At 40.1% G+C, this 25,112-nt stretch carries 31 protein-coding genes; 6 read left to right on the top strand and 25 right to left on the bottom strand.

The window, feature by feature from the left end:
• Positions 1 to 56: 56 nt before the first annotated feature.
• The 7 genes from TW85_RS17890 to TW85_RS17860 all read right to left on the bottom strand — a co-directional run bounded on the left by TW85_RS17890 (position 57) and on the right by TW85_RS17860 (position 5,555).
• On the bottom strand, positions 57 to 965 hold the full coding sequence (locus tag TW85_RS17890) for a helix-turn-helix domain-containing protein (RefSeq protein WP_046018506.1): 909 nt from the start codon (positions 963 to 965) through the stop codon (positions 57 to 59).
• Between the two features lie 72 nt (positions 966 to 1,037).
• Positions 1,038 to 1,850 carry a GNAT family N-acetyltransferase gene (locus tag TW85_RS17885; protein WP_046018505.1) on the bottom strand — a complete coding sequence of 271 codons (813 nt, stop codon included), beginning with the start codon at positions 1,848 to 1,850 and terminating at the stop codon, positions 1,038 to 1,040.
• A 118-nt stretch (positions 1,851 to 1,968) separates the two neighbouring features.
• The gene (locus tag TW85_RS17880; protein ID WP_046018504.1) at positions 1,969 to 2,421 is read right to left on the bottom strand and encodes a pseudoazurin; all 453 of its coding nucleotides are present in this window, start codon (positions 2,419 to 2,421) and stop codon (positions 1,969 to 1,971) included.
• A 71-nt stretch (positions 2,422 to 2,492) separates the two neighbouring features.
• A complete protein-coding gene (locus TW85_RS17875; RefSeq protein WP_046018503.1) occupies positions 2,493 to 3,155 on the bottom strand; it encodes a LysE family translocator in 663 nt (220 codons plus the stop codon).
• Between the two features lie 118 nt (positions 3,156 to 3,273).
• The gene (locus tag TW85_RS17870) at positions 3,274 to 3,564 is read right to left on the bottom strand and encodes a hypothetical protein (RefSeq protein WP_046018502.1); all 291 of its coding nucleotides are present in this window, start codon (positions 3,562 to 3,564) and stop codon (positions 3,274 to 3,276) included.
• Positions 3,565 to 3,656: 92 nt separating this feature from the next.
• Positions 3,657 to 4,544 carry an AraC family transcriptional regulator gene (locus TW85_RS17865; protein ID WP_046018501.1) on the bottom strand — a complete coding sequence of 296 codons (888 nt, stop codon included), beginning with the start codon at positions 4,542 to 4,544 and terminating at the stop codon, positions 3,657 to 3,659.
• A gap of 105 nt (positions 4,545 to 4,649) precedes the next feature.
• Complete coding sequence (locus TW85_RS17860; RefSeq protein ID WP_046018500.1) at positions 4,650 to 5,555, bottom strand: LysR family transcriptional regulator; 906 nt, start codon at positions 5,553 to 5,555, stop codon at positions 4,650 to 4,652.
• A 103-nt stretch (positions 5,556 to 5,658) separates the two neighbouring features.
• Here TW85_RS17860 and TW85_RS17855 point away from each other — a divergent pair, with 103 nt between their 5' ends.
• Genes TW85_RS17855 through TW85_RS17845 form a run of 3 tightly spaced genes read left to right on the top strand, consistent with a single transcriptional unit; the run spans position 5,659 to position 6,640 of the window.
• Positions 5,659 to 5,970, top strand: a complete 312-nt coding sequence (locus TW85_RS17855) for an antibiotic biosynthesis monooxygenase (protein ID WP_046018499.1) — start codon at positions 5,659 to 5,661, stop codon at positions 5,968 to 5,970.
• Positions 5,967 to 6,194 carry a DUF2798 domain-containing protein gene (locus tag TW85_RS17850; protein ID WP_046018498.1) on the top strand — a complete coding sequence of 76 codons (228 nt, stop codon included), beginning with the start codon at positions 5,967 to 5,969 and terminating at the stop codon, positions 6,192 to 6,194. Before TW85_RS17855 ends, TW85_RS17850 begins: the two co-directional genes overlap by 4 nt.
• Positions 6,191 to 6,640, top strand: coding sequence for a RidA family protein (locus TW85_RS17845; RefSeq protein ID WP_238326250.1), 450 nt, complete (start codon positions 6,191 to 6,193; stop codon positions 6,638 to 6,640). The genes TW85_RS17850 and TW85_RS17845 overlap by 4 nt, the downstream gene beginning before the upstream one ends.
• Before the next feature lie 76 nt (positions 6,641 to 6,716).
• Here TW85_RS17845 and TW85_RS17840 read toward each other — a convergent pair whose 3' ends face one another.
• From TW85_RS17840 to TW85_RS17820, 5 genes are all read right to left on the bottom strand, one after another.
• Positions 6,717 to 8,135, bottom strand: a complete 1,419-nt coding sequence (locus TW85_RS17840; protein WP_046018497.1) for a phosphomannomutase — start codon at positions 8,133 to 8,135, stop codon at positions 6,717 to 6,719.
• Positions 8,136 to 8,180: 45 nt separating this feature from the next.
• Positions 8,181 to 8,522, bottom strand: a complete 342-nt coding sequence (locus tag TW85_RS17835) for an aldehyde-activating protein (protein WP_046018496.1) — start codon at positions 8,520 to 8,522, stop codon at positions 8,181 to 8,183.
• Positions 8,523 to 8,539: 17 nt separating this feature from the next.
• Positions 8,540 to 8,950 (bottom strand): GFA family protein, encoded by a 411-nt coding sequence (locus TW85_RS17830; protein WP_046018495.1) that lies wholly within the window; start codon positions 8,948 to 8,950, stop codon positions 8,540 to 8,542.
• A gap of 72 nt (positions 8,951 to 9,022) precedes the next feature.
• Positions 9,023 to 9,559, bottom strand: coding sequence for an MOSC domain-containing protein (locus TW85_RS17825; protein ID WP_046018494.1), 537 nt, complete (start codon positions 9,557 to 9,559; stop codon positions 9,023 to 9,025).
• A 43-nt stretch (positions 9,560 to 9,602) separates the two neighbouring features.
• Positions 9,603 to 10,493, bottom strand: a complete 891-nt coding sequence (locus TW85_RS17820) for a LysR family transcriptional regulator (RefSeq protein ID WP_046018493.1) — start codon at positions 10,491 to 10,493, stop codon at positions 9,603 to 9,605.
• A 123-nt stretch (positions 10,494 to 10,616) separates the two neighbouring features.
• Between TW85_RS17820 and TW85_RS17815 the strand changes: the two genes are divergently transcribed.
• On the top strand, positions 10,617 to 11,483 hold the full coding sequence (locus TW85_RS17815) for an MBL fold metallo-hydrolase (RefSeq protein WP_046018492.1): 867 nt from the start codon (positions 10,617 to 10,619) through the stop codon (positions 11,481 to 11,483).
• A gap of 73 nt (positions 11,484 to 11,556) precedes the next feature.
• On the opposite strand, the gene TW85_RS17810 is transcribed toward TW85_RS17815, so the two are convergent.
• From TW85_RS17810 to TW85_RS17750, 13 genes are all read right to left on the bottom strand, one after another.
• Positions 11,557 to 12,324, bottom strand: a complete 768-nt coding sequence (locus TW85_RS17810; RefSeq protein ID WP_046018491.1) for a transporter substrate-binding domain-containing protein — start codon at positions 12,322 to 12,324, stop codon at positions 11,557 to 11,559.
• 538 nt (positions 12,325 to 12,862) lie between these two features.
• Entirely contained in the window at positions 12,863 to 13,531 is a 669-nt protein-coding gene (locus TW85_RS17805) for an HAD family phosphatase (RefSeq protein WP_052702277.1), read from the bottom strand.
• A gap of 42 nt (positions 13,532 to 13,573) precedes the next feature.
• The gene (locus TW85_RS17800) at positions 13,574 to 14,140 is read right to left on the bottom strand and encodes a GNAT family N-acetyltransferase (protein WP_238326249.1); all 567 of its coding nucleotides are present in this window, start codon (positions 14,138 to 14,140) and stop codon (positions 13,574 to 13,576) included.
• 310 nt (positions 14,141 to 14,450) lie between these two features.
• Complete coding sequence (locus tag TW85_RS17795; protein ID WP_046018489.1) at positions 14,451 to 15,449, bottom strand: sensor domain-containing diguanylate cyclase; 999 nt, start codon at positions 15,447 to 15,449, stop codon at positions 14,451 to 14,453.
• A gap of 248 nt (positions 15,450 to 15,697) precedes the next feature.
• Complete coding sequence (locus tag TW85_RS17790) at positions 15,698 to 16,126, bottom strand: hypothetical protein (protein ID WP_046018488.1); 429 nt, start codon at positions 16,124 to 16,126, stop codon at positions 15,698 to 15,700.
• Complete coding sequence (locus TW85_RS17785) at positions 16,104 to 16,481, bottom strand: polymorphic toxin type 44 domain-containing protein (RefSeq protein ID WP_046018487.1); 378 nt, start codon at positions 16,479 to 16,481, stop codon at positions 16,104 to 16,106. The genes TW85_RS17790 and TW85_RS17785 overlap by 23 nt, the downstream gene beginning before the upstream one ends.
• Positions 16,482 to 16,597: 116 nt before the next feature.
• On the bottom strand, positions 16,598 to 17,032 hold the full coding sequence (locus TW85_RS17780) for a DUF1801 domain-containing protein (RefSeq protein WP_238326248.1): 435 nt from the start codon (positions 17,030 to 17,032) through the stop codon (positions 16,598 to 16,600).
• 22 nt (positions 17,033 to 17,054) lie between these two features.
• Entirely contained in the window at positions 17,055 to 17,564 is a 510-nt protein-coding gene (locus TW85_RS17775) for a hypothetical protein (RefSeq protein WP_046018485.1), read from the bottom strand.
• Positions 17,564 to 17,794 (bottom strand): hypothetical protein, encoded by a 231-nt coding sequence (locus TW85_RS17770; RefSeq protein WP_046018484.1) that lies wholly within the window; start codon positions 17,792 to 17,794, stop codon positions 17,564 to 17,566. The genes TW85_RS17775 and TW85_RS17770 overlap by 1 nt, the downstream gene beginning before the upstream one ends.
• Positions 17,795 to 17,932: 138 nt before the next feature.
• Complete coding sequence (locus TW85_RS17765; RefSeq protein WP_084616418.1) at positions 17,933 to 18,949, bottom strand: substrate-binding domain-containing protein; 1,017 nt, start codon at positions 18,947 to 18,949, stop codon at positions 17,933 to 17,935.
• Positions 18,950 to 19,105: 156 nt separating this feature from the next.
• Positions 19,106 to 20,629: an aldehyde dehydrogenase gene (locus TW85_RS17760; RefSeq protein WP_046018483.1), complete on the bottom strand. Its 1,524-nt coding sequence runs from the start codon at positions 20,627 to 20,629 to the stop codon at positions 19,106 to 19,108.
• Between the two features lie 9 nt (positions 20,630 to 20,638).
• The gene (gene dapA, locus TW85_RS17755; RefSeq protein WP_046018482.1) at positions 20,639 to 21,517 is read right to left on the bottom strand and encodes a 4-hydroxy-tetrahydrodipicolinate synthase; all 879 of its coding nucleotides are present in this window, start codon (positions 21,515 to 21,517) and stop codon (positions 20,639 to 20,641) included.
• A gap of 154 nt (positions 21,518 to 21,671) precedes the next feature.
• Positions 21,672 to 22,922 (bottom strand): FAD-dependent oxidoreductase, encoded by a 1,251-nt coding sequence (locus tag TW85_RS17750; RefSeq protein ID WP_046018481.1) that lies wholly within the window; start codon positions 22,920 to 22,922, stop codon positions 21,672 to 21,674.
• 117 nt (positions 22,923 to 23,039) lie between these two features.
• Here TW85_RS17750 and TW85_RS17745 point away from each other — a divergent pair, with 117 nt between their 5' ends.
• Together TW85_RS17745 and TW85_RS17740 are read left to right on the top strand one after the other, a co-directional pair.
• On the top strand, positions 23,040 to 24,041 hold the full coding sequence (locus TW85_RS17745) for a 4-hydroxyproline epimerase (protein ID WP_046018480.1): 1,002 nt from the start codon (positions 23,040 to 23,042) through the stop codon (positions 24,039 to 24,041).
• A 206-nt stretch (positions 24,042 to 24,247) separates the two neighbouring features.
• Complete coding sequence (locus TW85_RS17740) at positions 24,248 to 24,913, top strand: GntR family transcriptional regulator (RefSeq protein ID WP_046018479.1); 666 nt, start codon at positions 24,248 to 24,250, stop codon at positions 24,911 to 24,913.
• Positions 24,914 to 25,112 lie beyond the last annotated feature (199 nt).

Here is a 25,112-nt window from a genome sequence, read left to right as displayed (position 1 = left end):
TTAAATAGTCATTAATTATCTTACTAATTTATTACTAAAAAGAGGCTAAGAGATAGCTATGAAGAACTCACACCACCATAAACATCAATGGTAAAACCTCTTTCTTTCGCATAACGCTTTGGTGTTTGTCCTAGCTGCTTTTTAAGGTGTCGAATAAGGTGTGGTTGGTCACTAAAACCAAATTCAAAGGCGACCTCAACCCAATCTATGTCATGAGCTTGTTTTTGATATAAATGCTCAAGTAAAACCTCAAGCTTATTCATTGCTTGGTATTGTTTTAAACTTAACCCTGTTACCCTGATAAAACTGCGTTCTAAGGTACGCTGAGAGCAATTTAAGCTTTTTCCTAAGGATGAGATATTCGTTGTCGCAACAAGGGGGAGTGCTCTACCAACAAGCAGGCTATGCCTATCCTTTTTTACGTGATTAAGCCAAGGCAGTAAAAGCTTATCCAATTGATCACAACAGAGCTGCGGCTCTTTACGAGCTATAGAGATAAGCTCCTCAACGAATAGATTTTCTTTCGTTAATAGCTCCCCTTTAATGAGCTGCTGCAACTGAGTTGCTTGGGCTTGATTCAACACCGCTTGGCTATCAAACTCATCATTCTCATTAAGGTTTAAACGATATAAAGCACCTGGGCGAAATTTAATACCTAGGTGAACAAATGCCTGTCTATGATCTAATTGTAAAGTTTGCTGATGCGGATATAACCAGTGACTTCCAAGGCCAGATGAGACACCCGTTTGACCGGATGCCGGAGGCTCTGTTACCTCATCCTCATGTAAATCAAGCCCATAAAAATAAGCCTGATCCGAAGGTGATAATATCAAGTGTGCGCTTGGGTCTGGATTGAGTTTTGGATATGGGTAACTTGCGGCATCTTTGGTTTTTTCGATAAACCAATAACACTCTATCAAGTTACTTAATACTTCTGATTTAGGGGCTTGAATCCAATTAATCATGTCTTATTAATACTCAAGTTTTTAACTTGGCTAACACCTAAAGCTGACATCATATTTTCCACCTAAAAAAAATTAAAACTCAAATTGAAGAATACGGTGAGAGGCTGAAAGTCCCGCTTTAGATATGGCTTTTTGTGCCGCTAAATTGCCAGCTTCTGTCGAACAAATGCAGGCGAGCTCTTTTTTTGAAGCCATATTAGTTAAGCATTTCAGTACTTGAGTCGCCAGCCCTTTTCCTCGATGAGATTGACCGACTATCATACCTAAGTCAGCATACTCAGTTTGTATCTCATCAAATAAACGACACTCTCCTGTTGCAACAAGCTCATCACCAAGCCAATAGCCAAACAGCTCATTACGCCCAATTAAATTTCCATAATAGTCGTTTAACCAAGCTTTTGGTGCACCTATATTCATTGCTGCGAAACTAACAAAACGGGCTAATTCAGACTTGTTAGCCAACTGCATATCTAACTCAGTTTCAAGCACGCCCTTTAATTCTTGACGATACATAAGGGCATTAACCTTATAGCCAATCCCGTTATCTAAACATAGGTTTAAATATTGTATTTCTGCAGTACTGACAAAGGCGCCTTTTATCTCACCAATAACAGAGCTATTACCTTGGCTAATGAGTTTAAATAAATCAGGGCCATGAATATTTGATTTAGGGGAAAGGTAAAATTGAATAAGGTGTGACTCGCCATTTACACAGCAAAAACCTTCTAGCTCATCCTCAAAATAAAAGCCGAAGTGAGTGCTCATAGGAACAAAACCAAAGTGCCACATGCCATCTAAAGGGCCATTCGCTTGCTCGAAAAAACCTTGTTTTAAGACCTTTAATTCAGGCTTGCTTAGATCGTCTATAGGTTTGATTTTTAACATGCTGTTTCCCTATTATCTAAATATATATTGATAAAGAAATAATAAAAAAACAGCTTTAAGAATGATTGAATAAATACGACAACTTGATTAAATAAGGTCTCAGCAGCGACTTCCAGCTTTATTGAGCTACAGTTTCAACTTGCTTTAAATAACCAACTAAACGCTCTTTATTAGCTATAAATTTAGCACTGTGTTTGTTGGCCTCAGTTTTAGCCTTTTCAAGATTATCCAGTTTGCCTGCATAAATAACACCAAACATGCCATAGTAATAATGTGGTGCGCATTTATAGAGATACACCCCTTCTTTATCTATGGTCACGCTCACCTTTTTACCCCGTTTTCCATGCCAGGTTGCAGCGCCTGGCGGTGTATAAACAAAGACAGAATCATGCCCTCTATCTTGTGGAATAAAAGTCACTGTGTCGCCCACTGCAACCTCAAGCACAGCAGGCTCAAACACCATATTGCCCTGCTCAGACACATTCAACATTTTCACTTCATAATCAGCCGCTTGAACTACACTCGCCAAAGCCATGAAAGAAGCTATTAACAAGCCCTTCCTTAATAACATAAATTTTCCTTAATAGATTAAACCGATTGATTTAGCACAAGCTTATATAAGTAGTTGTCAAAAAAGTGTTTTTATTTACTCGTTGCCAAACGCGCTGCGAGACCAAGAAAAATCACGCCTAATATCCCGTCTATATGCTGTCCTAATGTTAACTTTTTCCCCAAAAAGCGCCCTAGTTGGCTAAAGGTAAAAGAAAAAGCCAGATTAATTAGAAAGACGAACAGACTTAAAATAAGGCCAAGTATCAGAATTTGTATCGTGAGATCGGAGCCATCATGGGTGAATTGAGGTAAAAATAAACTAAAGAATAAGAGCGCTTTGGGGTTTAATAAGTTATTGAGTAGCCCTTTATTTATCAGGCTAAAACTCGATATTTTTATGGTTTTAAAGCTCATTTCATCGTCGCTCTGAAGAGCTTGGTTTTGCTCATGATTAGCGACACTTTTATACCAAGTGAGGAGCATCTTGAGGCCGATATAAGTTAGATAAGCGGCCCCGACTAATTTAACCCCTAGAGCGATAATTGGCATGGCCATCATGAGTTCACCTAGGCCAAAGGCAACCAAGCTCGTTTGCACAACACCAGCTAATAACACACCAATAGACACCATGACACCTGCCATAAATCCCTTACTTGATGAATAGCTAGATAGCAGTAATAAATCTGGTCCTGGGGAAATTGCTAAAAAGAAAATGGTCGTAAAGAAAAGAGGTAACACGCTAAGGTCTATCATAAGGCTCCCTGATATTGTTAAAGACTAACTCACACCAAGGGGCTGCATTTAGCCATTAACGAAAGAAAGGAGCAAGCTTTTAAACCTGCGCCTTAAAATCAGCGCCTTACAAGCAAAGTTAGATATCAGCTTTGGTAAAGTATTTAATGCTGGGAGGCGTTTCAAAAAAGGCGGCCAATTGCTCTAACACACCATTTTCTTCAATATGTTTGATATAAGCATAATGCTTTTGCTCACTCACCCAGGCTTCTTCCAATAACATTTCTCCTCGCTCAGCATCAAAATAGACAGCAACGCCTAAGCAACCATCAAAACCTCTTACATTAGGCAAATTAGTGTCTAGGAAAGACATTAAGCTGTCTGTTTTATTGGTTTTTAATACACAATTTAAGGTAACTCTAACACTCATGATTCATAACTCCTGTCATTGATTTCAAACCTTATTCAATCACAGGGGCTTTATCGAACTACCCAAAAACACTCACAAATAACGTTTATGCGTCAAAGTTGTTTTTTTAATTGTTTTGGGGTGATGTCATAGCGGGCTTTAAAAGCACTAATAAAGTGGGAAACATTGTCGTAGCCAATTTCGTTAGCAATGTGAGTGACACTTAAGTCAGTGTCACTTAAAAGATCTTTTGCCTTTAACAAACGTTTTTCTTGCAACCATTTTTTAGGGGTAGTGTCGTACAAGGCTTTAAAGTCTCGTAAAAAGGTCGATAAGCTTCGCCCTGACAAATGGGCCATATCATTAATTGATAGCTTTAGAATATCGCTCGTGGAGAGTAAGCGGGATAAATTACGCTTAGGTGTGCTTGTATTTTGTGTGCTCTCAATAAGATAAGAGACTAGGTTTGGTTCGCTCAATTCGAGTAAATGTAGCAATTCTAATAGCTTCACTCGCACCAAGCCTTTAGAGCAGCGCCTTTGTAACTTTATCTCTTTAATCGACTCAAAAAATGATTGGATTAATGAATCACAAACAATGGCGCTAAAGCCTGAGTTTCCTTGGGAATGAGAATGCATCGCCTTACTGAGGAATTCAGTAATCAGCGCTTGATCAAAGAAAACCAAATGGGCCTTTAAACTCTCGGTAGACTGTACAAAATCCGAATGTAAATTTAAGCCTTGAGGTAAGAATATGGCACTGTTTTCTTTTAAAACAAGGGTTTGATTATCTACATTAGTGAGCGTTTCTTGCCCTTTTTCAATATAAACCAAGCATGGAAAATTGCTATAGAATTCAATATCTAATAAGTCGTCTTGTAAGCATTTATAGAAAAAGCCAACATTATCATCCAACAATAAGGGCTCAACATCCTGCATGCCATGAAGGGCTTGAGGTATGACTAAGATATTACTTTCACAATATTCAAAAACACTTTTCATACCGTTTCATCCATAAAGCAGAAGAGAATAAGTACGCTAACTAAAAAGTTAACTAAAAGAAAGCCATTAGTGCGAGTGACTAAAGCTCGCTTTTAACCATAAGCATTAACGACAGTTAATCACTTCGAGAGTACTTTTTTCCATAAAATAATGTTCGATGAAGGCTAACAAACGTTTTGCTCTCACATTCATCAAACGTCCACTTGGCCAAACAGCATAGATAGCTCTATCTAACCCTTGCCAATCGGCTAGCACTCTTACCATTTCCCCTTTGTTTAAATAATCCTGAACTTCGGTAGTCGGTAACAGGGAGATACCTAGACCATCTCTAACAAAAGAAGCCGCTATATTCACATCATTAACCAAGGTAGAAAGCGCCGGTGATAAACTCGTTTTTTCTTTTCCATCTGACTTTTGGAGCGTCCAACTCATAATCGCTTGAGAAGCAATTAACTTATGCTGACTTAAATCAGCTATGCTTTTAGGCTCGCCAAACTTAGCAATATAATCAGGTGAAGCAACTAACATGGTACCGACCTCTCCAAGCCTTTTTTGATAAAAAGCGGAATCAGGCTGGGGACCAACACGTATCGCTAAATCAGCTTTCTCAGCTAGCATGTCTTCAAGTTGGTTGCTCAAACTCAACTCTAATTGAATATCAGGAAATTCTTGGATAAACCCAGACCACATAGGTTGTAAAAAACCTGCCGATAAATTGATAGGTGCCATGACTTTTAGAGTTCCGCGCATATCATTTAGCTCGCCACTTAAACTCTGTTGAGTTTGTTCAAATTGATCTACCAAATGACTATAAGCTCGAAAGTATATTTCGCCTTCAGAGGTAAGCTCGAACCGCCTAGCAGTTCTATGAATTAAACGACATCTCACTGAATTTTCAAGCCGTTGCAGCCGTCTAGTAACAGTAGCAACAGGCATATCTAACTCCCTTGCAGCGGGCGCTAAACCTTGTTGCTGAACAATATGAATAAATAACACTATGTCGTCTAACATGATTCCATTTCCGGAATTTAAGATTGATTAATAAAGCATACACATCATAAGCGCAACAATACAAACTGAACCTATCTTAATTACCTAAACCTAGGAGCTTTTCATGACTGACTCTCATCTTTCAAATTCATCTTTTCTATGGGTTAGCGCAGGATTGACTGTCCCTGACGATAAAAGTCCACAAACAGCCAGTGAGGAATTAGCAAAGCTAAGATTAGCCACAATAGAAGAAACGGGATGCTTTCAGTTTGAGGTAAAGCCACACAATGACAACCCTCGTAAATTCACCCTCTGGGAAAAGTGGACTAACCAAGAAGCTCTCACTCAGCACTTTCAAGAACCCCATACTTTGCATTATTTATCCCTAGGGCTAACCCAAGTGGATTACATCGAAAAGCTCGGAGATACCCTATGAAACAACGAATTCTATTCGCTTTGCTCATGTCTCTTTTGCTCTCTTCACTTATGAGCTGCTGGGTGACTTGGATTAATCTAGGGCTTAACAATGAGTTTCTATCACATTGGCGTAAAGCCTTTCTTGGGGCTTGGCCTGTGGCAGCAATTATTGCCTTCTTTATTGGCCCAGAAGTCCATAAAATCTCAACAAAGTTAGCGGGCAAATGGGAGGCTCTAAAATGATCGATAAGGAAACAACAAAACAGAAACTCTTAAAAAATGAAATTACCGAAAGCGACATGGTGGGAAATGAATTAATAGTTAAGCCAATTAACTTTCCTGAACTTGGCCTTCCTGCTGGGCCCTATAGCCACGCCGTCATTCACGGCAACACACTTTATACATCTGGTATGACAGCATTTGGAACACAGGCACAAGAAGGCTCAATATCAGAGCAAACAAAAGAGGTTTTCAGACAAATTGACTTCATGGCAAAGGCTCTTGACAGCAGCTTAAGCAAGCTCATTAAAATGACAATTTTTGTGACTGATTTATCTGATATGCAAGCACTAAGACAAACCCTTTCAGATATTTATCAAACCCATCTGCCTGCAAGTTCTCTCATCAAGATAGAGGCGTTATTTTCGGCAGATCTCAAGGTTGAAGTAGAGGCCATTTTAGCGATTTAAGAGTAAAAGAGTCATGTAAGAATAGAAAGAGCCAAACGGATTACTCTGTTAGGCTCTTCATCTAAAACTAAAATAGTTAGATTAATTGGATCTGTTTTAAAGCGTGATCAACTAAAGACTTAGCCTGATCAATCGATACGGACTCTGCATAGCAGCGTAGCTCTGGCGCATTACCTGATGGGCGAAAGTGCACCACATCATCATTGGCTAATGTCATGCGCAATCCATCTGTCGTATCAAGAGAAGCAAGCTTGGCATCAGAGAAATTTAGGCTCTGTAAAAATGCCTCAGGCGCATCTTTCGCTTGGGCTAAAATCCCTTGGCTTTTTTGTGTAGCAAAGTTTTGAATCCTATCACTGTGAGTCACTCTTTGTGGCAGCGCATTCACTAAGCTCGCTATTCCCGTTTCTTTCGCTGCAGCAAGCAGCATAAGTGCTGGCAATACGGCGTCACGGGTTGGTAGTGCCTTAATTGTTTTATCATTCACTATGGCATCAGAACCTAATAAAAATCCACCATTGGCCTCAAAACCTGCAACACTCGCATAGTCTTTTGATAAGGGTTCAAATTCTGCAATCACATAAGGCGAACCAACCTTAGTACGAGTAATATGTTCAAACGCTTGGCTCTTCTCAATAGCGGTATTACAGCTGACAGGCACAGCCAAGGCTTCAATATCCATCGCATCAGCACAGATTAGACCTAGTACATCACCGCGTAACCAATTGCCTTTCTCATCCGATACTAAAGGACGATCTCCATCCCCATCGGTGGAGAAAATAAAATCTAAGTCATATTCTGCAGACCAGTTTTTCGCTTTTAGTTTATCCGCCTCAGAAACCGCTTCGGTATCAATAGGCACAAACTCATTACTACGCTCTAGGGCAATGACCGAAGCACCCAAGGCTTTAAACATGTCAGCATATAAATCTCTACCAGCACTGGAATGCTCATAAATACCAACACGCTTTCCTGACAATAAAGAAGAATCAAACAAAGAGGTATAACGCTCAATATAGACAGAAGCCGCTTTATGGTTAACCACCAGTTCAGGTAAGTCAGTAATCGCTTCGAACTCAGCCTCAGCAGTTAAAATGCCTTTTTCATCTGCCTTACTAATTTCCCCATCAGGGCGATAAAACTTAAGTCCATTACGGTCAAAAGGAATATGACTACCGGTGACCATGATACAAGGAACTTCATCTTGCATTGAGATGTAAGCCAAAGCGGGAGTTGGCACCACACCATAATAAATAGCTTCTAGGCCTAGTTGCTCTAGCGCCTTCACACACGCTTGCGCCATAGCAGGGCTACTTGGTCGGTTATCAATCGCAATCGCGACCTTGTCAAAATGAAACTCGCCTTGCATACAAGAAATAAAAGCATGGGTAAATGCAGCACAGGCATTAGCACTAAATTGAGTCACTAAGCCTCGCGCACCACTTGTACCAAATTGAATACCAGACTGCTGTATTTCTGTTGAACTTAGTAACATCTTTGTTTTAAATCTTATTTAATGAATTGCTTCTAGGTGAAAGCTTTAATAAGCCGCCCCATCAATTTTTCGAACTGGAATAGCATCTTTAATCTCATTATCAGCCATACACATATTGATAGCCGTCACATTGGCATCACATTTATCTGTCGTTACATAGTGAGTAATACAGCCGCATAAAGTACAGTGATGAAAAGCGACTTCCTTATCCCCCCAAATATAAGCGCCTGAGGCTTTTTGAGTGTGGGAGATATTAACATCCTTTGGCTCATAATAGGCCCAAGAAGCCGCATAACGACGGCAAATGGAACAATTACAATTGGCTATTTCTTGAGGAACATAAGCCGCTGTTAATTCGATATTGCCGCAATGACAAGTTAGTTTCATTTTAATTATTCCTTTAGCTAGCTTTCATTTCGTCCTTGCTTAAATGATGGGATGCCTTGCTGTAATTCACTCCAGTTAGCTTTATCTTCTGTATAAATTTGAGCATCAATTTTAATAGGAATATCTTCATCAAACGTTGAAATTGCTATCTCAATCTCATTAATACTCGCATTTTTAACTCTAAACCCTAAACTAGAACCACACTCTTGGCAGAAACTTCTTTGAGTCCCATTCTTTGCTGTGAAGTGCTTCATTAATTCAAAGCCTTTTAACCAAGTTAAGCCAGTCACACTCACTAGTGTTCCGTAAGCAGCTCCATGGAACTTTCGACACATAGTACAGTGGCAATTTGCTGCGCTTTCACTAAAACCAGTAACATTAAAGCTAATAGCGCCACATAAACAAGAACCATAATATTTATGAGCCATAATAACCTCTACTTCGTAATAGCATTCATAGTTTAGATAAAGCTAAATCTATCATTACCGTAACTTTTAACCCTAAACTCTTTCAAGCTTTTGATACGGTTTTTCAGGTAACTCAACCTTAATGGCATCCGCTATTAAAAGCTCCCCTCCTTTCACGACAGTCGCCATGATGCCAGCTTTACGTACGAGATTGCCCTCTTCATCTTTATCCAGCACAGCTTGGGTCAAACCTTTTTGATAATGATCCAACTGGGCACAAGGGTTTCTAAGCCCTGTCACTTGTAATACAACTTCATCACCTAGATGGAGTAAGGTATCTTTTGGTAAAGAGAGTAAATCAACGCCTTGGGTGAGGATATTCTCACCTAAAGAGCCAGCTTCAACATTAAAGACTTTTGCTTGTAACTCAGTAAAAAGCTCTGAATGAATTAGGTGAACTTGGCGTAAATTAGGCTGGGTTGGGTCTGCTTTTACTCGAGATCTATGTTTAACGGTCTCGCCACAATGGGCATCACCTTCGACGCCTAAGCCTGCGATCAAGGTAAGCTGTGTTACCGGCTTTTTAGAAAACCCATGTTTATTATCACAGCTTAAAGATAAAACTTTCATTTTGCCGTCCTTAGCATTTTATGGTTAGACTCTTCTGCCTTTTTTAACGCCAAGGCAGAGGCGAAAAGTAATCTTTTAGATAATCTATAAGCGCGCGTACCGTCGGGGATAAGTGTTTTCTAGAGGAATACAAGGCATAGGTAGTAAGCGTATTAGGTTGCCAGTCTGGCAATACTGCAACTAGTTCGCCAGACTTTATGTATTCGGTTGCCAGATAGGTTGGCTGTAGCGATATTCCTATACCTAACAAGGAAGCATGCAACAAAGCCGTTGCTTCATTCGCCGTTAAGCGACACTTTACTTCAACTGATTCGAACATGTCCCCTTGAGAAAGGTGCCAGACATTTTGCTCAAAATTTTTGTAACCTAAACAATCTTGAAACATTAAATCTTGCGGTTCAAGGATAGGAGTATTGTTTGCTAAGTACTCAGGTGAAGCGACTAGCACAGACTCACATAAAGCAATAGGTTGGCCAATGAGAGAAGGGTCTGGCGTGCTCGCAATACGAATCGCCAAATCGATACGGCTTTCAATTAAATCTGCCACTGAATCTTGCAGGTCTAAATCTATACTGACTTTTGGGTGCTTTTCCATAAAGCCTTTTACGGCAGGTACAAGCTGAGCAAAGCCAAATGACATGCTACTGGCCACACGAATTTTGCCAAATAGCTCACCATTGATTGCAGATGTAGATACGATTTCTTCTGATTGCTCCAGCCACTTTTCTATCTTACCAAGACAGGCTTCACCAGCACTGGTTAAAGAAACTTTGCGTGTTGTTCTATGTAGCAAACGCGTTTCTAGCCAGTTTTCCATTTCCTCCACATACCTTGTCACCATAGATCGAGAAATACTTAACCTATCCGATGTCGCCGTAAAGCTTCCTGAATAAGCAACATCTACAAACACCTTTGCCGCTGTGACTCTATCCATCTGTTTACCTAAATTATCTGCTCAATTTAAGAAATAATGATGCTGATTATTGTATCTTTTTCCGAACTTATCAATCTCCTATTATCTCGCTCACCCCTTACCCACATATGATAGGAAACAAAGATGAATAAGTTATCCCTTTTACTTACCTCACTCGTTTTTAGCAGTGCTATCACAGCAAATGCGCAATCTGACCTTCAGTTCGATGTTTATAATGCAGATGATAAAAGCTTTAACGTTAACTCAACCCTTATTTATGGTGAAAACGATGCCATCTTGATTGATACAGGCTTCACCAAAGCAGATGCATTAAGAATCACAGCCAAGGTATTAGATTCAGGTAAAGAGTTAAAAACCATCTTTATCAGTCAGGCTGACCCTGATTATTATTTTGGTGCCGAAGTCATTCATGATTTTTTCCCAGACGCAGACATCATCACCACTAAAGCCGTAAGAAAAGTGATTGAGAAGAAGCTTGAAACTAAACTCTCCGTTTGGGGCCCTAGAATGGGAGCCAATGCGCCTGTAAAACCGATCATGCCGGAAGTGTATGACAAGTCGTTTCTAACACTGGAAGGTCATAAAATAGAGATCAAAGGCACACAAGGCGCTCTTGCTCACCGTCCATACCTTTGGATTCCTGACAACAAAGCGGTTTTAGGCAATGTCGCCATTTATGGCAACATGCATCTTTGGATGGCTGATACTCAAACTGATGCATCTCAAAGCGCTTGGGTAGCTCAACTTGAAGAGATGCAATCACTCAAGCCAACTAGCGTCATTCCAGGTCATATGAAGGCAGGTACTGAGTTAAATTCAACAAGTATTGCTTACTCATTGCAATACATTGAGGACTTCCAACAAGCAAAAGCAGAAAGTGAAAATAGTGCTGAGCTAATCGAGAAGATGTTAGCTAAATATCCAGCGAGCAATGTGCCGATTTCACTCAGCATTGGTGCGAAAGTACAAATGGGTGAAATGAAGTGGTAGAAAGAAAGTAAATTAACTTACCTTCTTAAGCTAAAGCTAGCCATTCAAGCTAGCTTTAGTTTTCTGTCATATCTTATAGGGCTTGCTCGTACCAACCTTGAATCATCTTTTGCTCATATTCTTGCAATATGCCCTTCGCTTTAATTTCCATAATTCCTTTATTATAAATCTGCAGTATTTCATTCGCATTTTCATTCACCTTAGGAAAAAGAGGATGCCCAGTAGGTTTTAAAAGAGCCTTAGAATGATAAGTAATTTTTCGTGCTGACTCAGGAGGAAAACGGTTATTTATTAGATATAAACCCTCAAGAACGGTCATAGGGAAAATATCAATGCGACTGGCCAATAGCATATTCACATTATCTATATCACGTGTGGTGACATGGCTATTCAGCTCACCAGCATTAACTAACTTATCAAGTTCAGGTGAGTAATGGTAACCTGCCGTTAAACCAACAAAATAAGGTTCTAGATCATCATAATCTTGCCAATCAAAATCTAAGCTTTTTAGATGAAAGAAATATATTTCAGACTGTATTAATGATTCACCACAATGGAAGTCTTTTTGCCTTTCTTCAGAGCAGAACCAATAGAAGGTAAGATCATAATCTCCTTTTTGCGCACTCACCATAGCCCGCTTCCAAGGCATGAAATCTATATCCAATTTGATACCTTGGCTTTCAAACGCCAAAGTCAGCATATGAGTCGCATAACCACCATGCTTTAAATTAGCACCTATTGTTGGCGAGTATTCTCCGGTCGCTACTTTTAAAGTCTGCGAAAATCCATTTACAGCAGGGAAAAAAATCAGAATAACTGATAGGAAAAGGATATTTCTCACTTTCTTTGCCCTTTAGCATTACAAGTTAAATCAACAAAAACAAATACAAGTCTCCTACAAAGTTATAGAGAAGAAGTTCATTTCTAGCCACGTTATAACAAGTTAAATGCCAAAAATGCGCGTTTTAACACACTTATTAACAATAATGATCCCTTGAGTCGTTCAAGCTAAAAAATCTCAAATGTTAATGAGGTTTTTAGTAACAGAGCTAAGGAACCTGCGATTAAGTCACCTCTTCTCAGTCTTTTCAGAAAAAGCGTCAAGCAAGGCGTCACTTTGACGTAATGTAGGTACCTTTCGAGAAGGGACAACACAGAGAGACGCTTTTTCTGAAAGACCCAAAAGGCGTGGTCTAAAAGCCCTATCTTTAAGTTGAGGGCCTTATCAATAGAATAACTATTAAGTTACGCCCCTCGCCATAAATCTAGGCGCTTTTATCCACACGCTGAGGCGGGAGGACTTATTCGCAGGTTCCTTAAGTAAAACAATGAAATAATTAAAAAAATGATATTAAGAAAACGACATGCGCCTAAAAAAATTAAAAACTAAAATACTGATTTTTAATCCAATTTTTCGCATCCTTTAAACTAGCAACTATCTTAATCGCCTTGCTCAGATCCTGATGCTGTGACATTTTTGTTGCAATTGCGACACAAGGAACATTCGCTGCTGCAGCCGCACTGACGCCATTTGCCGTATCTTCGATAGCAACACATTCATGAGGCTCAAGCCCTAGCCTCTTTGCAGCTAATAAATAACAATCGGGTGCTGGCTTACTGTGTTCAACGTCATCCCCAGAGACGATAGTCTCAAAGTAAGTTTCTAGATTATTTTGCTTAAGCGTATTTCTAGGTGCATCTCCACCAGCGCCAGTCACAATGGCAAGCTTCACCTCTTCTTGGGCCAAACTCGTTATCACCTCTTTGGCTGCATCCACTAAAGGAAATGCTTGATTTGAAAGGTAGTTATCCGTTGCCAGAGCCTTCGCTCTATTAAGCGCCTCTGGCGTATAGGTAAGACAGTATTTTTCGACCATAGTCTTGGCATTGGCAGGGCTAGGAATACCGGCATATTCCTTGATGTAATCCTCCTCAGTTAATATCACACCATAGGGTTTTAAAATCGCTACCCACATTTGATAATGAATAAACTCAGAATCGACTAAGGTTCCATCGTGATCAAAAAGAATTGCTTTTATCGCTGCCATCACCTTTCCTCCCTTAAACTTCATACCCTTTAAAAATCAAACTTATAATCTTGTTAACAATTTATAAAAATATACTGTGCTTTCTAACTTACCATTTGAGCCAAGCGCAAATTGTGGAATTTTACCTGCTTCAATGTAACCAATCGAACGATATAAGTTTGATGCTAAGTCACCTACTCTAGTATCTAATACCAAAAGTGTTAAGCCAATTTCGACAGCGACACATTCCATCAACTTCATCAGTTTTTTACTAATACCTTGGCCTCTTGAAGTCGTTTTTACCATGAGTTTTTCAACTTCCGCCCTATGGGCACCATTAGCTTTGGCACACAAAGAAAGCTGCACACATGCCACTAGTTCATCGCCCTCGAAAACTGCAAATAATTTACGTTTCGCCAAGGCGAGGTCCGACTCAATGCCATTCCAATAGGTACTAATTTCATCGCCCTTAACAGGTGTAATAAAACCAATTGAAGCGCCATTTTCGATGCTATCAATTAACAACTCTTTAAACCCGTTTTCATGCCCTTTGATAGAGCTCAACTCTCTAAATTCCATATCTCTCTTCTTATTTGTTTTTATACTTTGAATAGGTTCACTTTGTTCCATACACAAACCTCTTGATTTAAACACATCATCAAATCGCACCGTTTTAGAGCAATGCAAAGCCGATTAGCCTTACAAGATGGCCAAAAAACCAGTATTCGGTGTAGAAAAAGCATTAAGCTAATCGCAGCAAAACCTATGCCATCAAATTAGATCGATAGAAGTCGTGCTATTGAAGACAATATAAGTAAGAGAAAAGAGTTTTTTTTAAAATGAAGAGTCGCAAATAACTTGCCTGCTTAAACAGCTCTTTCGACCCTAGACTTAGAACCAAGCCTTTGAGTCAAAAGCATTAAAAACGAATACTTAGAAGCTATGCCCTTGCCCTGATTTTTTGGTAATACATACGTTTATCAGCCACATCTAAAAGTTTATCCATATTGTGACCATCCTCAGGGTAAACACTCACACCAAAAGTCGCTGAAACCTGCAAAGGCTTATCTTCAAAGGGGATAGGTTCAAGAATCTTATCGCTCAAAAGGTTAATGATGTCCTCTGAACTCACCAGATTATTAAATACGATTACAAACTCATCACCACCCACTCTTGCCACCAAATCAGTACGCCTTATTGTGCTATTGATTCGATTCGCAATCGCCGTTAAAACCAGATCTCCAGCTTTGTGACCATAGGTATCATTAATTGCTTTAAACTTATTCAGGTCCATATATAAAAGAGAAAACTCGGTTTTTTCTCGCTCAGATCGAGCAATAGCAAAGGCGATACGTTCACTAAGAAAGTTGCGATTGGCGCAGCCGGTCAAACTGTCATAGAGAGCAAGTTGTTTAAGCTGCTCTTGCTGCTCACTTTGCTCTTCTAGTAACTTAGAAATTCTTTCATGATCAAAAACATGTTGGAGCTCACTTTCAATCACTTTTTTCAACTGACCTAAGAGTTTCACAAAGCTCTCTGAATAATCCGTTGGGGTAGTATCTATTACGCAAATTGAACCGAATAAAGAGTTATCAGGCCAAAAAAGAGGGTAACCAAGGTATGATCGAACAGGCCCTTCACTAACAGGGGGAGCACTGCACCATTCATTCGAATTTTCTGCGTCATTCACATAAAGAACACTTCGCGTTTCCATAATACGGCGGCAAAAACTTTTCATTTCCCAAGGCCAACTGGCATTCACCTCAAGAAAGCTACCGTCATTGTTACTCGCCGAAACAACATTAAAAATATCATTTCTAAACTGAACGACCACGCCACTAGATGCACCGTAAATTTCGGCCATCATATTGACTAAAACTTGCCATTTTTCAAAATCGATATTGGGTTGTTCAAGAATACAGGTATTAAGGTTAATCATAGGATGAGGCTTCCTAAGTTAAGTGCTTATCAATCACCGTCAGGCCTAATAAGTCATCCCTCTCTTACCTAACACACGTCATAAATAAGCATAGTAATTAACCCTTATTGGAGCAAATATGAAGGGTAAATAAGCGGGTAAACGATTCAACAATTATTGAGAAAAAAGAGCGGTATTTAGAAACAAAAAATACGAATTAGCCAGAGGCTCTTGCTATATAACCTGTTTTACCAATCCGTATTAGAATGCTAAAGATTTGAGCTAAGTTGCTTACAGTTTTCAATGCAACTATTTGCTATCAGTTCAGTATGAAACTGAATCAGTGATTTATTATGTTTTAGCCAGATAATATTGTTAAATTGATATACTTTCCCTACCAGCGAGATTGAGAACCTATCCTTAGACTTAGGAACCACCACTATCTCTTTATCATCTGTTATAAGAAATGGATGAGATAATTTTGTATCTACATCAGTATCTTTCACAAAATAATGATAAGTAAAACCAACTGTTCCACCCCCATTGTTATTACGGTAGCCAACTACTTCAAAGTCTTTACTCAAAGGAAGTTTAAGTACTTCTTCATCAAAATTTGTTGTATTTGAAAAGAAAAAAAAGCTAAAAACACTTACAAAAATGGCCAACAAAAGAAAACTAATAACCCTTGTTTTTCGCATACTCGATACCTAATGAAATATAGTATTGATCACTTGGGTCATCACCATAGGGCGCATCCCCCCAACAACTTCCCCAAGCATCAGTAGATGTTCCCGCTTGTGACTGAGCGCATCCAGCAGCTCTTAACAATAAGCTCTCTGGAATTCCTCCAGCATAGCCAACTGAACCGTAATGAAAATTACCATACTCTTCGAAAGAACCTTTTTGTTTAAAGTCCCAAGGACCTTTATTTTTAACTTGTTCATAAAACCAGTAATAGTCATTTGCCCCCACAATAACACCAAACTTTTCTCTGACCATTTTCATATTTACATCGACAGACACACCTTCAGGCTCCATTGGATATTCAGGCATATAAACTTCCTCTGTTATCAAAAACAGAAGACATTCTAATAGTTCCTATTTATAAAAAACTAGCGAACTAAATTCACTTTTTAAAAGTTCATAAAGAAGATGAAGTTATCTTTAAATTACTTACCTAAATGATATGTCAGCGCCATTTGAATACAGACTCTAAGCGCTTCTTCAGGCAGCTCATCATCAAGTCTAAACACCACAGTTCTTGAGCCTTCAAAGGTAAAGGTATTAGGGAAAAGAGAATTAAAAGAATTAATCAAACTGGTTTGGCAGTTCACGTAGAGGGCATACTGATCTGGGCTTTTACTCTTCCAGTCAATACGAATTGTGGTACCAGGGGCTTTTGCTTTTTTGAGTTTGCCTGATTTATCTTCATATTGGATAGGCAGGGTAATATAAGCAGGCTCACCCCATTTTAGGGTCTCTTCTACTTCTCCCACCTTATCGGTATTAGCGGCCACTTCTAGAATAAGCTGTCTTAAGTACTCAAGCTTGGCTCTCACCTTAACAGGGTAAGTGTCAAATTTTTGCTTAACTACGTCATTCATCATACTTACCCTTCAAAGTGCCCTACTTAGGCTTTTTATGTAACACAAAGTCAGCTTTCGACTTTAAGGTTTCTTTATCGCGAATTTGAGCAAAAGGATCAGGCTTGGCATCTTCTCCATCCTTTTCATTTTGAGGCTCTTTTTCAGTGGTTTTTGCTGTGACTTTCGATATGGGAATGGCACGCATTTTTGCGATTAGGTCATCTTCTAATTCATCTTCATCATTTAAAAGCTGGCCGTACTTTTTGCGCTCAGCCTTACTAAGACTTTCTTTTTTAAAACTCTCTCGTTTAAAAAACAGATTCCAAGCAGTATATAGGCCAGTCACACAAGCAAAGGCAAACCATTTAAGTCCAAAGGAAACAGCAAGAAAGCTAGTATCTTCGTTAAGTTGGCTGTAATTGACAAAGTCTTGATGAATTTTTTCGATTAGCCATAAAACTAATAAAAGTAAGGCAGTAGACAAGATTGTTTGCTTGTAACGCTTATAAATAAAGGTCACAAAGGTGATACGAAAAATTTGATTCATCATTAGAGCCAGCTCACACCTAATAAAGCTAAAACAGCCACCAGCCCCTTACTCTTAATGTCAGACTTGAGCTTATTTTCTTCCTCTTGTACCACAACCTCTAAGTCTTCTTGGCTAAATTCTTCTGGGGTACGACCAGCAATAATAATGCGTGTTTTCGCTCTTGAGATGGCCTTCTCACGGATTATTTTTTTATACTTTAGTTGCGGGTTATAAGCCTTTAAGCTTTTCACAATATCAAAATCCTTTATTGTTACATCCCTATGATATTGGTACTTTCCTTTCCAAAAACAAGGTTAAAAAAGAATCAATTAATCGCTAATTCACAATAAAGCCGTATTAAATACGGCTAAAAATTGTGCATAAGTCTGTTATTTAACCACACATTCATTCACATTCTCTGGAGTGCAGTAATAAAAGTCCTGATAGTAAATGTCTTTTTCTGGTAACTGATTCTGAGTTAAATATTGATACAGTAGCTCAGTGCCTAAGCGTCCCATTTCAAATGGTTTTTGCCCGATGTTTATATTTGATAAGTGAGCGCCCAGTGCCTTTAGCTGAATCTCTTCTGCATCAGCAGAGATAATAACCGCCTTGCCAGATTTGATTTGCGCTCCATAGGGTTTAATTCTTTTAATGTAATCAGGAGAAAACTGGGCAAAACCTGCCACGGCAAGAAAGGTAGGAGGATGCTCAAGGTTAAGTATATATTCTAACTGTCTAACGGCGTGCTCTCTTTTCCCTAAGGTATAAAACGGGCATCTTGAATACTCTGTCCAGCCATTTTCACCTTGTAATCGAGTCACATGGGTACCCGCTAAAGCATATCTAACACCATCAATTCTCGCATTCAAATTTGGCGTTGTATCATGTCCAGACTGAATGCATATCTGAGTCTCACCCGCTTTTTTAAATGCCTTTGCTTGGTTACCAAGCGCCACACCATAATCAAAATTATTAGTGCCCACATAAGCTAATCGATAGGCTTTATCTTTTGCTAATAAATCTGAATCAAAAGTAATGACGGGGATTTTTGCCTCTTTAGCCTGCTTTAATACCCGGTTAACGAGAAAGCTTGAGTCTGTGATTGAAATAAGTAAACCATCTACCCCTATCTTTAAATAAGACTCAATAATGTAAGCTTGAGAACGGATATTTTGAAAGTCTTGAGGCCCATCATAAATACAATTAATGTCACCCACAGTTTGAGCGAATTTTTGACAACCGTCAAAAGACTGTTCATAAAAACTGTCATTTTTAGTCTTGCCAATTACAACGATGTTTAGCTTTTTTTTGGCTGCATCATGGCTCGTTTCTGTTGCAGATAGTCCTGTTATATTTAATGCACAAGCAAGGAGAAAAGCACTGATAGAGTAATGAAAAGACATACACTTCCTCAAAAAAATTGCATCGAGAGATAGTAAATAAACCATTGATATTTAATACAAAGTTTAATCTACATATAAGTGAAAACTAAATTAAGACTAACACCTATCTCTCTCAATGCAACTTGAAGGGAAGAAAGATTAATTTCTCTTAATGCGCTAATTAGCGTACCAAACTGTCTTGGTTTGTAGATATTGCTCAAATGCCTCTAAACCATTATCACGACCGCCAAAGCCAGACATCTTATAACCACCAAAGGGTGTTGATATGTCCCCTTCAGAAAAACAGTTAACCGAAACTGTCCCTGCTTTAATTGCTTTAGACACCCTATGAGCACGGCGAATATCCGCTGTATATAAAGATGCCGCCAAGCCATATTCACTGTCATTAGCCAGTTTGATCGCCTCTTCTTCCGTGGCAAAACTCACCACGGCCAGCACAGGGCCAAAAACCTCTTGCTTAAACAAAGTCATCTCTGGTGTAACCTCATCAAAGACAGTCGGCTCAATACACATACCCGCCCCTAAATCAGATACCCTGCCACCCTGAATCAATTTCGCACCTTCTTGTTTGGCTATTTCTAAATGAGAAAGCACCTTATCAAAATGCACCTGTTCGACCATAGGGCCAATAGAGACATCTGGGTCTTGAGGATCTCCTAACTTCCAATCCTCTAGGCGCCTTTTTAGCACAGTTAACAGCTCATCTTTAATACCTTGATGCACTATCAAGCGAGAACCGCAGCTGCAGTTTTCTCCCATATTCCAAAAGGCTGCTGAGAGCACGTCATCAGCAATTTCTTCGACAGAATAAACATCATCAAACACCACTTGTGGGCTTTTTCCACCGCACTCTAGCACCACACCCTTTAGGTTTGATTGGGCAGCATAAATTAGGAACAAGCGCCCTACTTCCGTGGAGCCAGTAAAAGACACCATATCAATGTCAGTATGTAAGCCAAGAGGTTTGCCGACATCCTCTCCAAAGCCTGTAATCAAAGAAAGCGCCCCTTCAGGGATGCCCGCTTGATAGGCCAGTTGCACCATACGATATGCACTTAAAGAGGTTTGCTCAGCAGGTTTTGCAATCACAGAATTCCCCGCTGCCAAAGCAGGAGCGACTTTCCAAGCGAACATAAGAGCCGGAAAATTCCAAGGCAATACAGCCGCCACCACGCCAACAGCTTCTTTCACTACAAGGGCAAGATTATCCCCATGAGTGGGCGCGACCTTTCCAAAGACCTTATCTATCGCTTCTGCATACCAGGCGAAGGTTTGAATCGTTTCAGGAATATCTGTCGCTAAACATTCTGCAATGGGTTTACCTGCATCAATACAATCCAGTGCTGCCAATTCTTCAGCATGCTCCGTCAATAATGCCACCCAGTTTTGCATCACCGCTTTTCGCTCGGCCGGGTGTAAACCCGCCCATTCACCCGATTCAAAGGTTTCTCTAGCAACCTTAACCGCCTCATTAACATGCTTTTCATCACAAGATTCCACCTTACCAATGACACTATGGTCAAAAGGGTTCAGTGTCTTAAAGGCTTGCGCTTCATTACTTGCATAACCTTTGATCAAAGCACCAGCGTATAAGGCCTGTTTACGTCCAAGCTGAAACACATCTTCTTTAAGAAGCTTTGAGCTAGAAGCTGACTTAGATGTTGAATTAAATGACTGCATACTGGCCTCCTATGCCGATAAAGCTTGGTCTAATAAAGCGATAAACTCAGCTTGAGATTCAGTACTCACAGGCAGTAAAGGGGCGCGAACATTCCCCACAGGCACGCCAACATGGGCACAACCTAACTTAGCTTTTTGATTATAATCTTCCGCTTCTTGATGCTTAATCACGGGTAAAATGGCTGTCATTATGTCTCTTACTTTCGCAAGATCATCCGCTTTAGCTGCTTCAATCAAGGCGACATGTTGAGAAGGTAAGTAGTTAGCTGCACCACCTATCCAAGCACGTACACCCCAGAACAAGTAGTCTGCCGCCTGATCATCACTGCCGCACACCACTTGGAAGTTGTCTAACTTGGCATTGATTAACGACAAAGCACGGCTAAAGTCACCACTACTTTCCTTAATCCCAACAATGTTCTTATCTGTACTTAGCTCAATTACCGCCTCAACACTGATTTCAACACCAGAGCGTGCTGGAAAGTTATACATAATGATGGGCATATCAGCTTCTTGGCTGACCGTTTTATAGTGTTGAATAATTTCGTTTTCTTGCGGCAAACAATAGATAGGTGGCGCGAGCATTAAGCAGGTATAACCTAGCTCTTTTGCCTGTTTAGCCTTAAGCACAGAACCTTGGGTATATAAGTCATTCACTCCAGCAATCAACAAGGCTCTATCACCCACATGCTCAGCAATAAAGGCCATTACTTTATAACGCTCTTCATCATTGAAGGTGTAATACTCACCTGTAGTACCACAGGCAACAATACCTTTCACACCAGCATTAATTTGAAAATCCAATAAGTTAGCAAGGGCCGCAAAATCTATACTGCCATTTGTAGTAAACGGGGTAACAACAGGAACTAATACACCTTCAATATTCATTTTCTTATCCTTTTAACATGAGATTTTGGCTTATTTTAAAAGCCGATTTATACTTACAATTAAATTTATGTATATTTTATACAATTTATTTTTACAAAATTTTTTAACACCCTTTAGCTCTCAGTGAGAGATCAACTTGATGTAAGAAAGCCTCTCAAGCAAACCTGTCATGACGAAATGGCGTCATATCTAACTTAGGTTTTTGGTTATGCGTTAAGGCATCTACCAGCTCACCTGTAACCGCAGCTTGCGTTAACCCTAAATGCTGATGACCAAAAGCTAATATCACCTGACCTTTGGCGCCAACCTTATCTATTATGGGTAAAGAGTCTGGTAAAGAAGGCCTAAAACCCATCCAAGTTTGTCCAACTTGAGTATCAATTTTAGGTAACAACACTTGTGCATGCCTTGCTAGCATATGAGCTCGTTTCATATTTGGTGAGCTATGCAAACCACCAAATTCAACGGTGCCAGCAAGGCGTAGCCCATCATTCATCGGCGTCATAATGAAACGTCTATCAGCAGAAGTCACAGGCACTTTTAAACTATTATCGACTTTGGGCAACATGAGGTGATAACCCCTTTCTGTATCTAAAGGCACCTTCTTCTGAGTTAATGCCTGCACCCAATGTTTTGACCAAGCCCCTGTGGCTAAAACAAGTTTAGGGACCTGATATGAACTTCCATCAAGTTTCACCTCAACGCCATCATCATTCATGCCTAAGGCTTCTACTTCCTGCTCAATCAACTTGCCTCCCTGTTTGATAAAGTGCTCAGCTAATACACGAGTCAATTTATGAGGGTCAGCCGTATGGGCCGTATTAGGGAACAAAACCCCATGGCAAATATTGCCTGACAAGCTCGGCTCTAACTCTCTTACCTGACAACCCGAAAGGGATTGAGTTTTAATCCCTTGCTCATTCAAAAAGAGATGAGTCTCTTCATAGTCTAAAACTGACTTCTTCGATTCAAATACCAGCAGTGAGCCGTCCGCTTTAATTTGTTTTTGCTCGCCTAATTCTTCTAAAACCTTTAACCAAGCAGGTAAAGCTGCATTATTTAATCCTGTTAGGGCATCCACTCCCTGACAAAAAGGGCCGCTGCGCGTATTGAGCATAAAACGAATTAACCAAGGGGCAATTTTATGTAGATATGACCAACGGATAGACACAGGCCCTAAAGGATCAAGCAGCATTTTAGGTATCTTCCACATCAAACCAGGTGTGGCGAGCGGTAGAATTTGCTCTGTGGCAAAGTGACCAGCATTGCCTTTTGAGCAACCTTCCCCCACCCCATCCCTATCAATCAGGGTCACCTGATGACCTGATTTTTGTAAGGCGAGCGCACAACAGACACCAACAACACCCGCGCCTAAAACAGCAATATCCGCTTGCAAAGACTTCATAAAATATCCTTTCATCCGATCTATGTATATTGTATAAAATATACTTTGATCAAAATTAAAGCAACGCTATTCATACTAAAACCCCCAATAACGATAAAAATGGATAAGGAAAATAAGATGAGAGAAGGCACCTTTTTTTGCATTGATGCTCATACATGTGGCAATCCAGTACGCTTGGTTGCGGGCGGCTATCCTGACCTAGAAGGTCAAACAATGAGCCAAAAACGCCAATTTTTTCTTAATAAATACGACTGGATTCGACAAGCACTTATGTTTGAGCCAAGGGGGCATTCCATGATGTCTGGCTCTATTGTTTATCCTCCTTGTTCACAAGATGCTGATGCATCAATACTCTTTATCGAAACCAGTGGTTGCTTGCCCATGTGTGGTCACGGCACCATAGGCACAGTCACAAGTGTCATTGAAAATGGCATTATCAAACCAAAAATTCCGGGGCAGCTCATCCTCGATGTGCCGGCAGGCAAGATTAAAATTGAATACAAACAAGATGGTGACAAGGTAGAAAGCGTGCGTATTTTTAATGTGGCTTCTTATCTCGCTCACACAGATGTCGTGGTGCAAGTACCAGAATTGGGCGAACTTGTGGTCGATATTGCCTATGGCGGTAACTATTACGCTATTGTAGATCCACAAAAAAACTTTCACGGATTAGAGCACTTTAGCCCAGATAAAATTTTGCAATTAAGCCCCATCGTACGCCAGCTTGTTGATACCGCTGCAGAATGTGTTCACCCAGACGATGCCACCGTTAATGGGGTTTCCCATGTGTTATGGACAGGTACACCCACACAAGAAGGGGCGCGAGCGAAAAACGCCGTATTTTATGGTGACAGAGCCATAGACAGATCACCTTGTGGCACAGGCACCAGCGCACGCATGGCCCAATGGTTTGCCAAAGGTAAGCTCAAAGTCGGCGATGACTTTGTACACGAAAGCATTATCGGTAGCTTATTTCATGGTCGAGTTGAATCTCTTACCCAAGTCGGCAGCCAGATTGGCATCATGCCAAGTGTGCAAGGTTGGGCCAAGGTATATGGTCACAATACCATTTGGGTGGACGATGAAGACCCTTATGCCCACGGCTTTGAAGTTAAATGATCTTTACCGACAAGTGAGAGAATCACTCCTGTTAAGTGGCTACAGGTATTAAGTTTTTTTAAAAGGGCTTTTAGAAATACTAAGCTGGGGGTTATATTAAACCTCAGCTTTTTATTAAGCTTTAAAATGAAAGTGTTACAATAGAATAACTACGAGACTCCACCTTACGACCACAGCGCGGCCCCTACCTCATGATTAGAAACTCTATGCCTGTTTATAAAACACGAACTCAAATGGTTGCAGACATATTAAGGAATAAAATTCTGTCCGGTGAAATCGTGGCAGGGGAAGCATTACGCCAGGAAGCCCTAGCCAAAGAGTTTGATGTCAGCCGAATCCCTGTTCGAGAGGCCCTACTCCAATTAGAAGCCCAAGGCTTAGTGGCTTTTGAACCTCATAAAGGCGCCATCGCAACCGAACTCTCACCCGCTAAAATTCACGAACTCTTCCAACTAAGAGCCATGATAGAGTGTCATGTACTTGAACACTCTATCGATAATATGACAGAAGCCGACTTTGATGCGGCCGATAAAATAGTGCAAGCTTTTGAAACCGCCGTCGAAACAGGCGCTCAAGTAGAAAGTTGGAGTGACTTAAATTATCAGTTACATGCTGCCCTTTATAAGGCGGCTGATCTTCCTCAAGCCAAAGAGATTATTGAAAGCTTGAACCTAAAGTCAGACAGATATATTCGTTTGCAACTACTGCTTACGTCACGCATTGATAAAGCAGAACAAGAACACAGTGAATTGCTCACGCTGTGTCGTCAGCGCGATAAAGTTGCCGCCTGCGCCCTGCTTAAAAAGCATATTTTAGAAGCGGGCCAAGCCATTCATGACCTATTAGTTGAGCAACAAGAAAACGCAAAGTAAGTCATTCCTAGCCAATTTATCTCCTGATAAATTGGCTCCCTCTTCTCACAAGCACAGATTCCTCATCTACTTATTCAAATTTTAAGCAAACCAATGAATGAGTTTAAGCAAACGCTCAAACAGCAAACGCTTTTAACTTCAGTCAGTATCAAGTAATTTAGCTAATGGGACATTTTTGTCCTTTTAATAAGCTGAAAGC

It is taken from the genome of Marinomonas sp. S3726 (assembly GCF_000967665.1).
In the GTDB taxonomy this organism is placed as follows: Bacteria; Pseudomonadota; Gammaproteobacteria; order Pseudomonadales; family Marinomonadaceae; genus Marinomonas.
The sequence above is the reverse complement of the archived record's forward strand: the minus strand, read 5'-3'. Positions and strand labels throughout refer to the sequence as shown.

Coding starts and splice junctions, on each gene's coding strand:
- TW85_RS17890 (WP_046018506.1), bottom strand. CDS start 965: ATGATTAATTGGATTCAAGCCCCTAAATCAGAAGTATTAAGTAACTTG.
- TW85_RS17885 (WP_046018505.1), bottom strand. CDS start 1,850: ATGTTAAAAATCAAACCTATAGACGATCTAAGCAAGCCTGAATTAAAG.
- TW85_RS17880 (WP_046018504.1), bottom strand. CDS start 2,421: ATGTTATTAAGGAAGGGCTTGTTAATAGCTTCTTTCATGGCTTTGGCG.
- TW85_RS17875 (WP_046018503.1), bottom strand. CDS start 3,155: ATGATAGACCTTAGCGTGTTACCTCTTTTCTTTACGACCATTTTCTTT.
- TW85_RS17870 (WP_046018502.1), bottom strand. CDS start 3,564: ATGAGTGTTAGAGTTACCTTAAATTGTGTATTAAAAACCAATAAAACA.
- TW85_RS17865 (WP_046018501.1), bottom strand. CDS start 4,544: ATGAAAAGTGTTTTTGAATATTGTGAAAGTAATATCTTAGTCATACCT.
- TW85_RS17860 (WP_046018500.1), bottom strand. CDS start 5,555: ATGTTAGACGACATAGTGTTATTTATTCATATTGTTCAGCAACAAGGT.
- TW85_RS17855 (WP_046018499.1), top strand. CDS start 5,659: ATGACTGACTCTCATCTTTCAAATTCATCTTTTCTATGGGTTAGCGCA.
- TW85_RS17850 (WP_046018498.1), top strand. CDS start 5,967: ATGAAACAACGAATTCTATTCGCTTTGCTCATGTCTCTTTTGCTCTCT.
- TW85_RS17845 (WP_238326250.1), top strand. CDS start 6,191: ATGATCGATAAGGAAACAACAAAACAGAAACTCTTAAAAAATGAAATT.
- TW85_RS17840 (WP_046018497.1), bottom strand. CDS start 8,135: ATGTTACTAAGTTCAACAGAAATACAGCAGTCTGGTATTCAATTTGGT.
- TW85_RS17835 (WP_046018496.1), bottom strand. CDS start 8,522: ATGAAACTAACTTGTCATTGCGGCAATATCGAATTAACAGCGGCTTAT.
- TW85_RS17830 (WP_046018495.1), bottom strand. CDS start 8,950: ATGGCTCATAAATATTATGGTTCTTGTTTATGTGGCGCTATTAGCTTT.
- TW85_RS17825 (WP_046018494.1), bottom strand. CDS start 9,559: ATGAAAGTTTTATCTTTAAGCTGTGATAATAAACATGGGTTTTCTAAA.
- TW85_RS17820 (WP_046018493.1), bottom strand. CDS start 10,493: ATGGATAGAGTCACAGCGGCAAAGGTGTTTGTAGATGTTGCTTATTCA.
- TW85_RS17815 (WP_046018492.1), top strand. CDS start 10,617: ATGAATAAGTTATCCCTTTTACTTACCTCACTCGTTTTTAGCAGTGCT.
- TW85_RS17805 (WP_052702277.1), bottom strand. CDS start 13,531: ATGGCAGCGATAAAAGCAATTCTTTTTGATCACGATGGAACCTTAGTC.
- TW85_RS17800 (WP_238326249.1), bottom strand. CDS start 14,140: ATGGAACAAAGTGAACCTATTCAAAGTATAAAAACAAATAAGAAGAGA.
- TW85_RS17795 (WP_046018489.1), bottom strand. CDS start 15,449: ATGATTAACCTTAATACCTGTATTCTTGAACAACCCAATATCGATTTT.
- TW85_RS17790 (WP_046018488.1), bottom strand. CDS start 16,126: ATGCGAAAAACAAGGGTTATTAGTTTTCTTTTGTTGGCCATTTTTGTA.
- TW85_RS17785 (WP_046018487.1), bottom strand. CDS start 16,481: ATGCCTGAATATCCAATGGAGCCTGAAGGTGTGTCTGTCGATGTAAAT.
- TW85_RS17780 (WP_238326248.1), bottom strand. CDS start 17,032: ATGAATGACGTAGTTAAGCAAAAATTTGACACTTACCCTGTTAAGGTG.
- TW85_RS17775 (WP_046018485.1), bottom strand. CDS start 17,564: ATGATGAATCAAATTTTTCGTATCACCTTTGTGACCTTTATTTATAAG.
- TW85_RS17765 (WP_084616418.1), bottom strand. CDS start 18,949: ATGTCTTTTCATTACTCTATCAGTGCTTTTCTCCTTGCTTGTGCATTA.
- TW85_RS17760 (WP_046018483.1), bottom strand. CDS start 20,629: ATGCAGTCATTTAATTCAACATCTAAGTCAGCTTCTAGCTCAAAGCTT.
- dapA (WP_046018482.1), bottom strand. CDS start 21,517: ATGAATATTGAAGGTGTATTAGTTCCTGTTGTTACCCCGTTTACTACA.
- TW85_RS17750 (WP_046018481.1), bottom strand. CDS start 22,922: ATGAAGTCTTTGCAAGCGGATATTGCTGTTTTAGGCGCGGGTGTTGTT.
- TW85_RS17745 (WP_046018480.1), top strand. CDS start 23,040: ATGAGAGAAGGCACCTTTTTTTGCATTGATGCTCATACATGTGGCAAT.
- TW85_RS17740 (WP_046018479.1), top strand. CDS start 24,248: ATGCCTGTTTATAAAACACGAACTCAAATGGTTGCAGACATATTAAGG.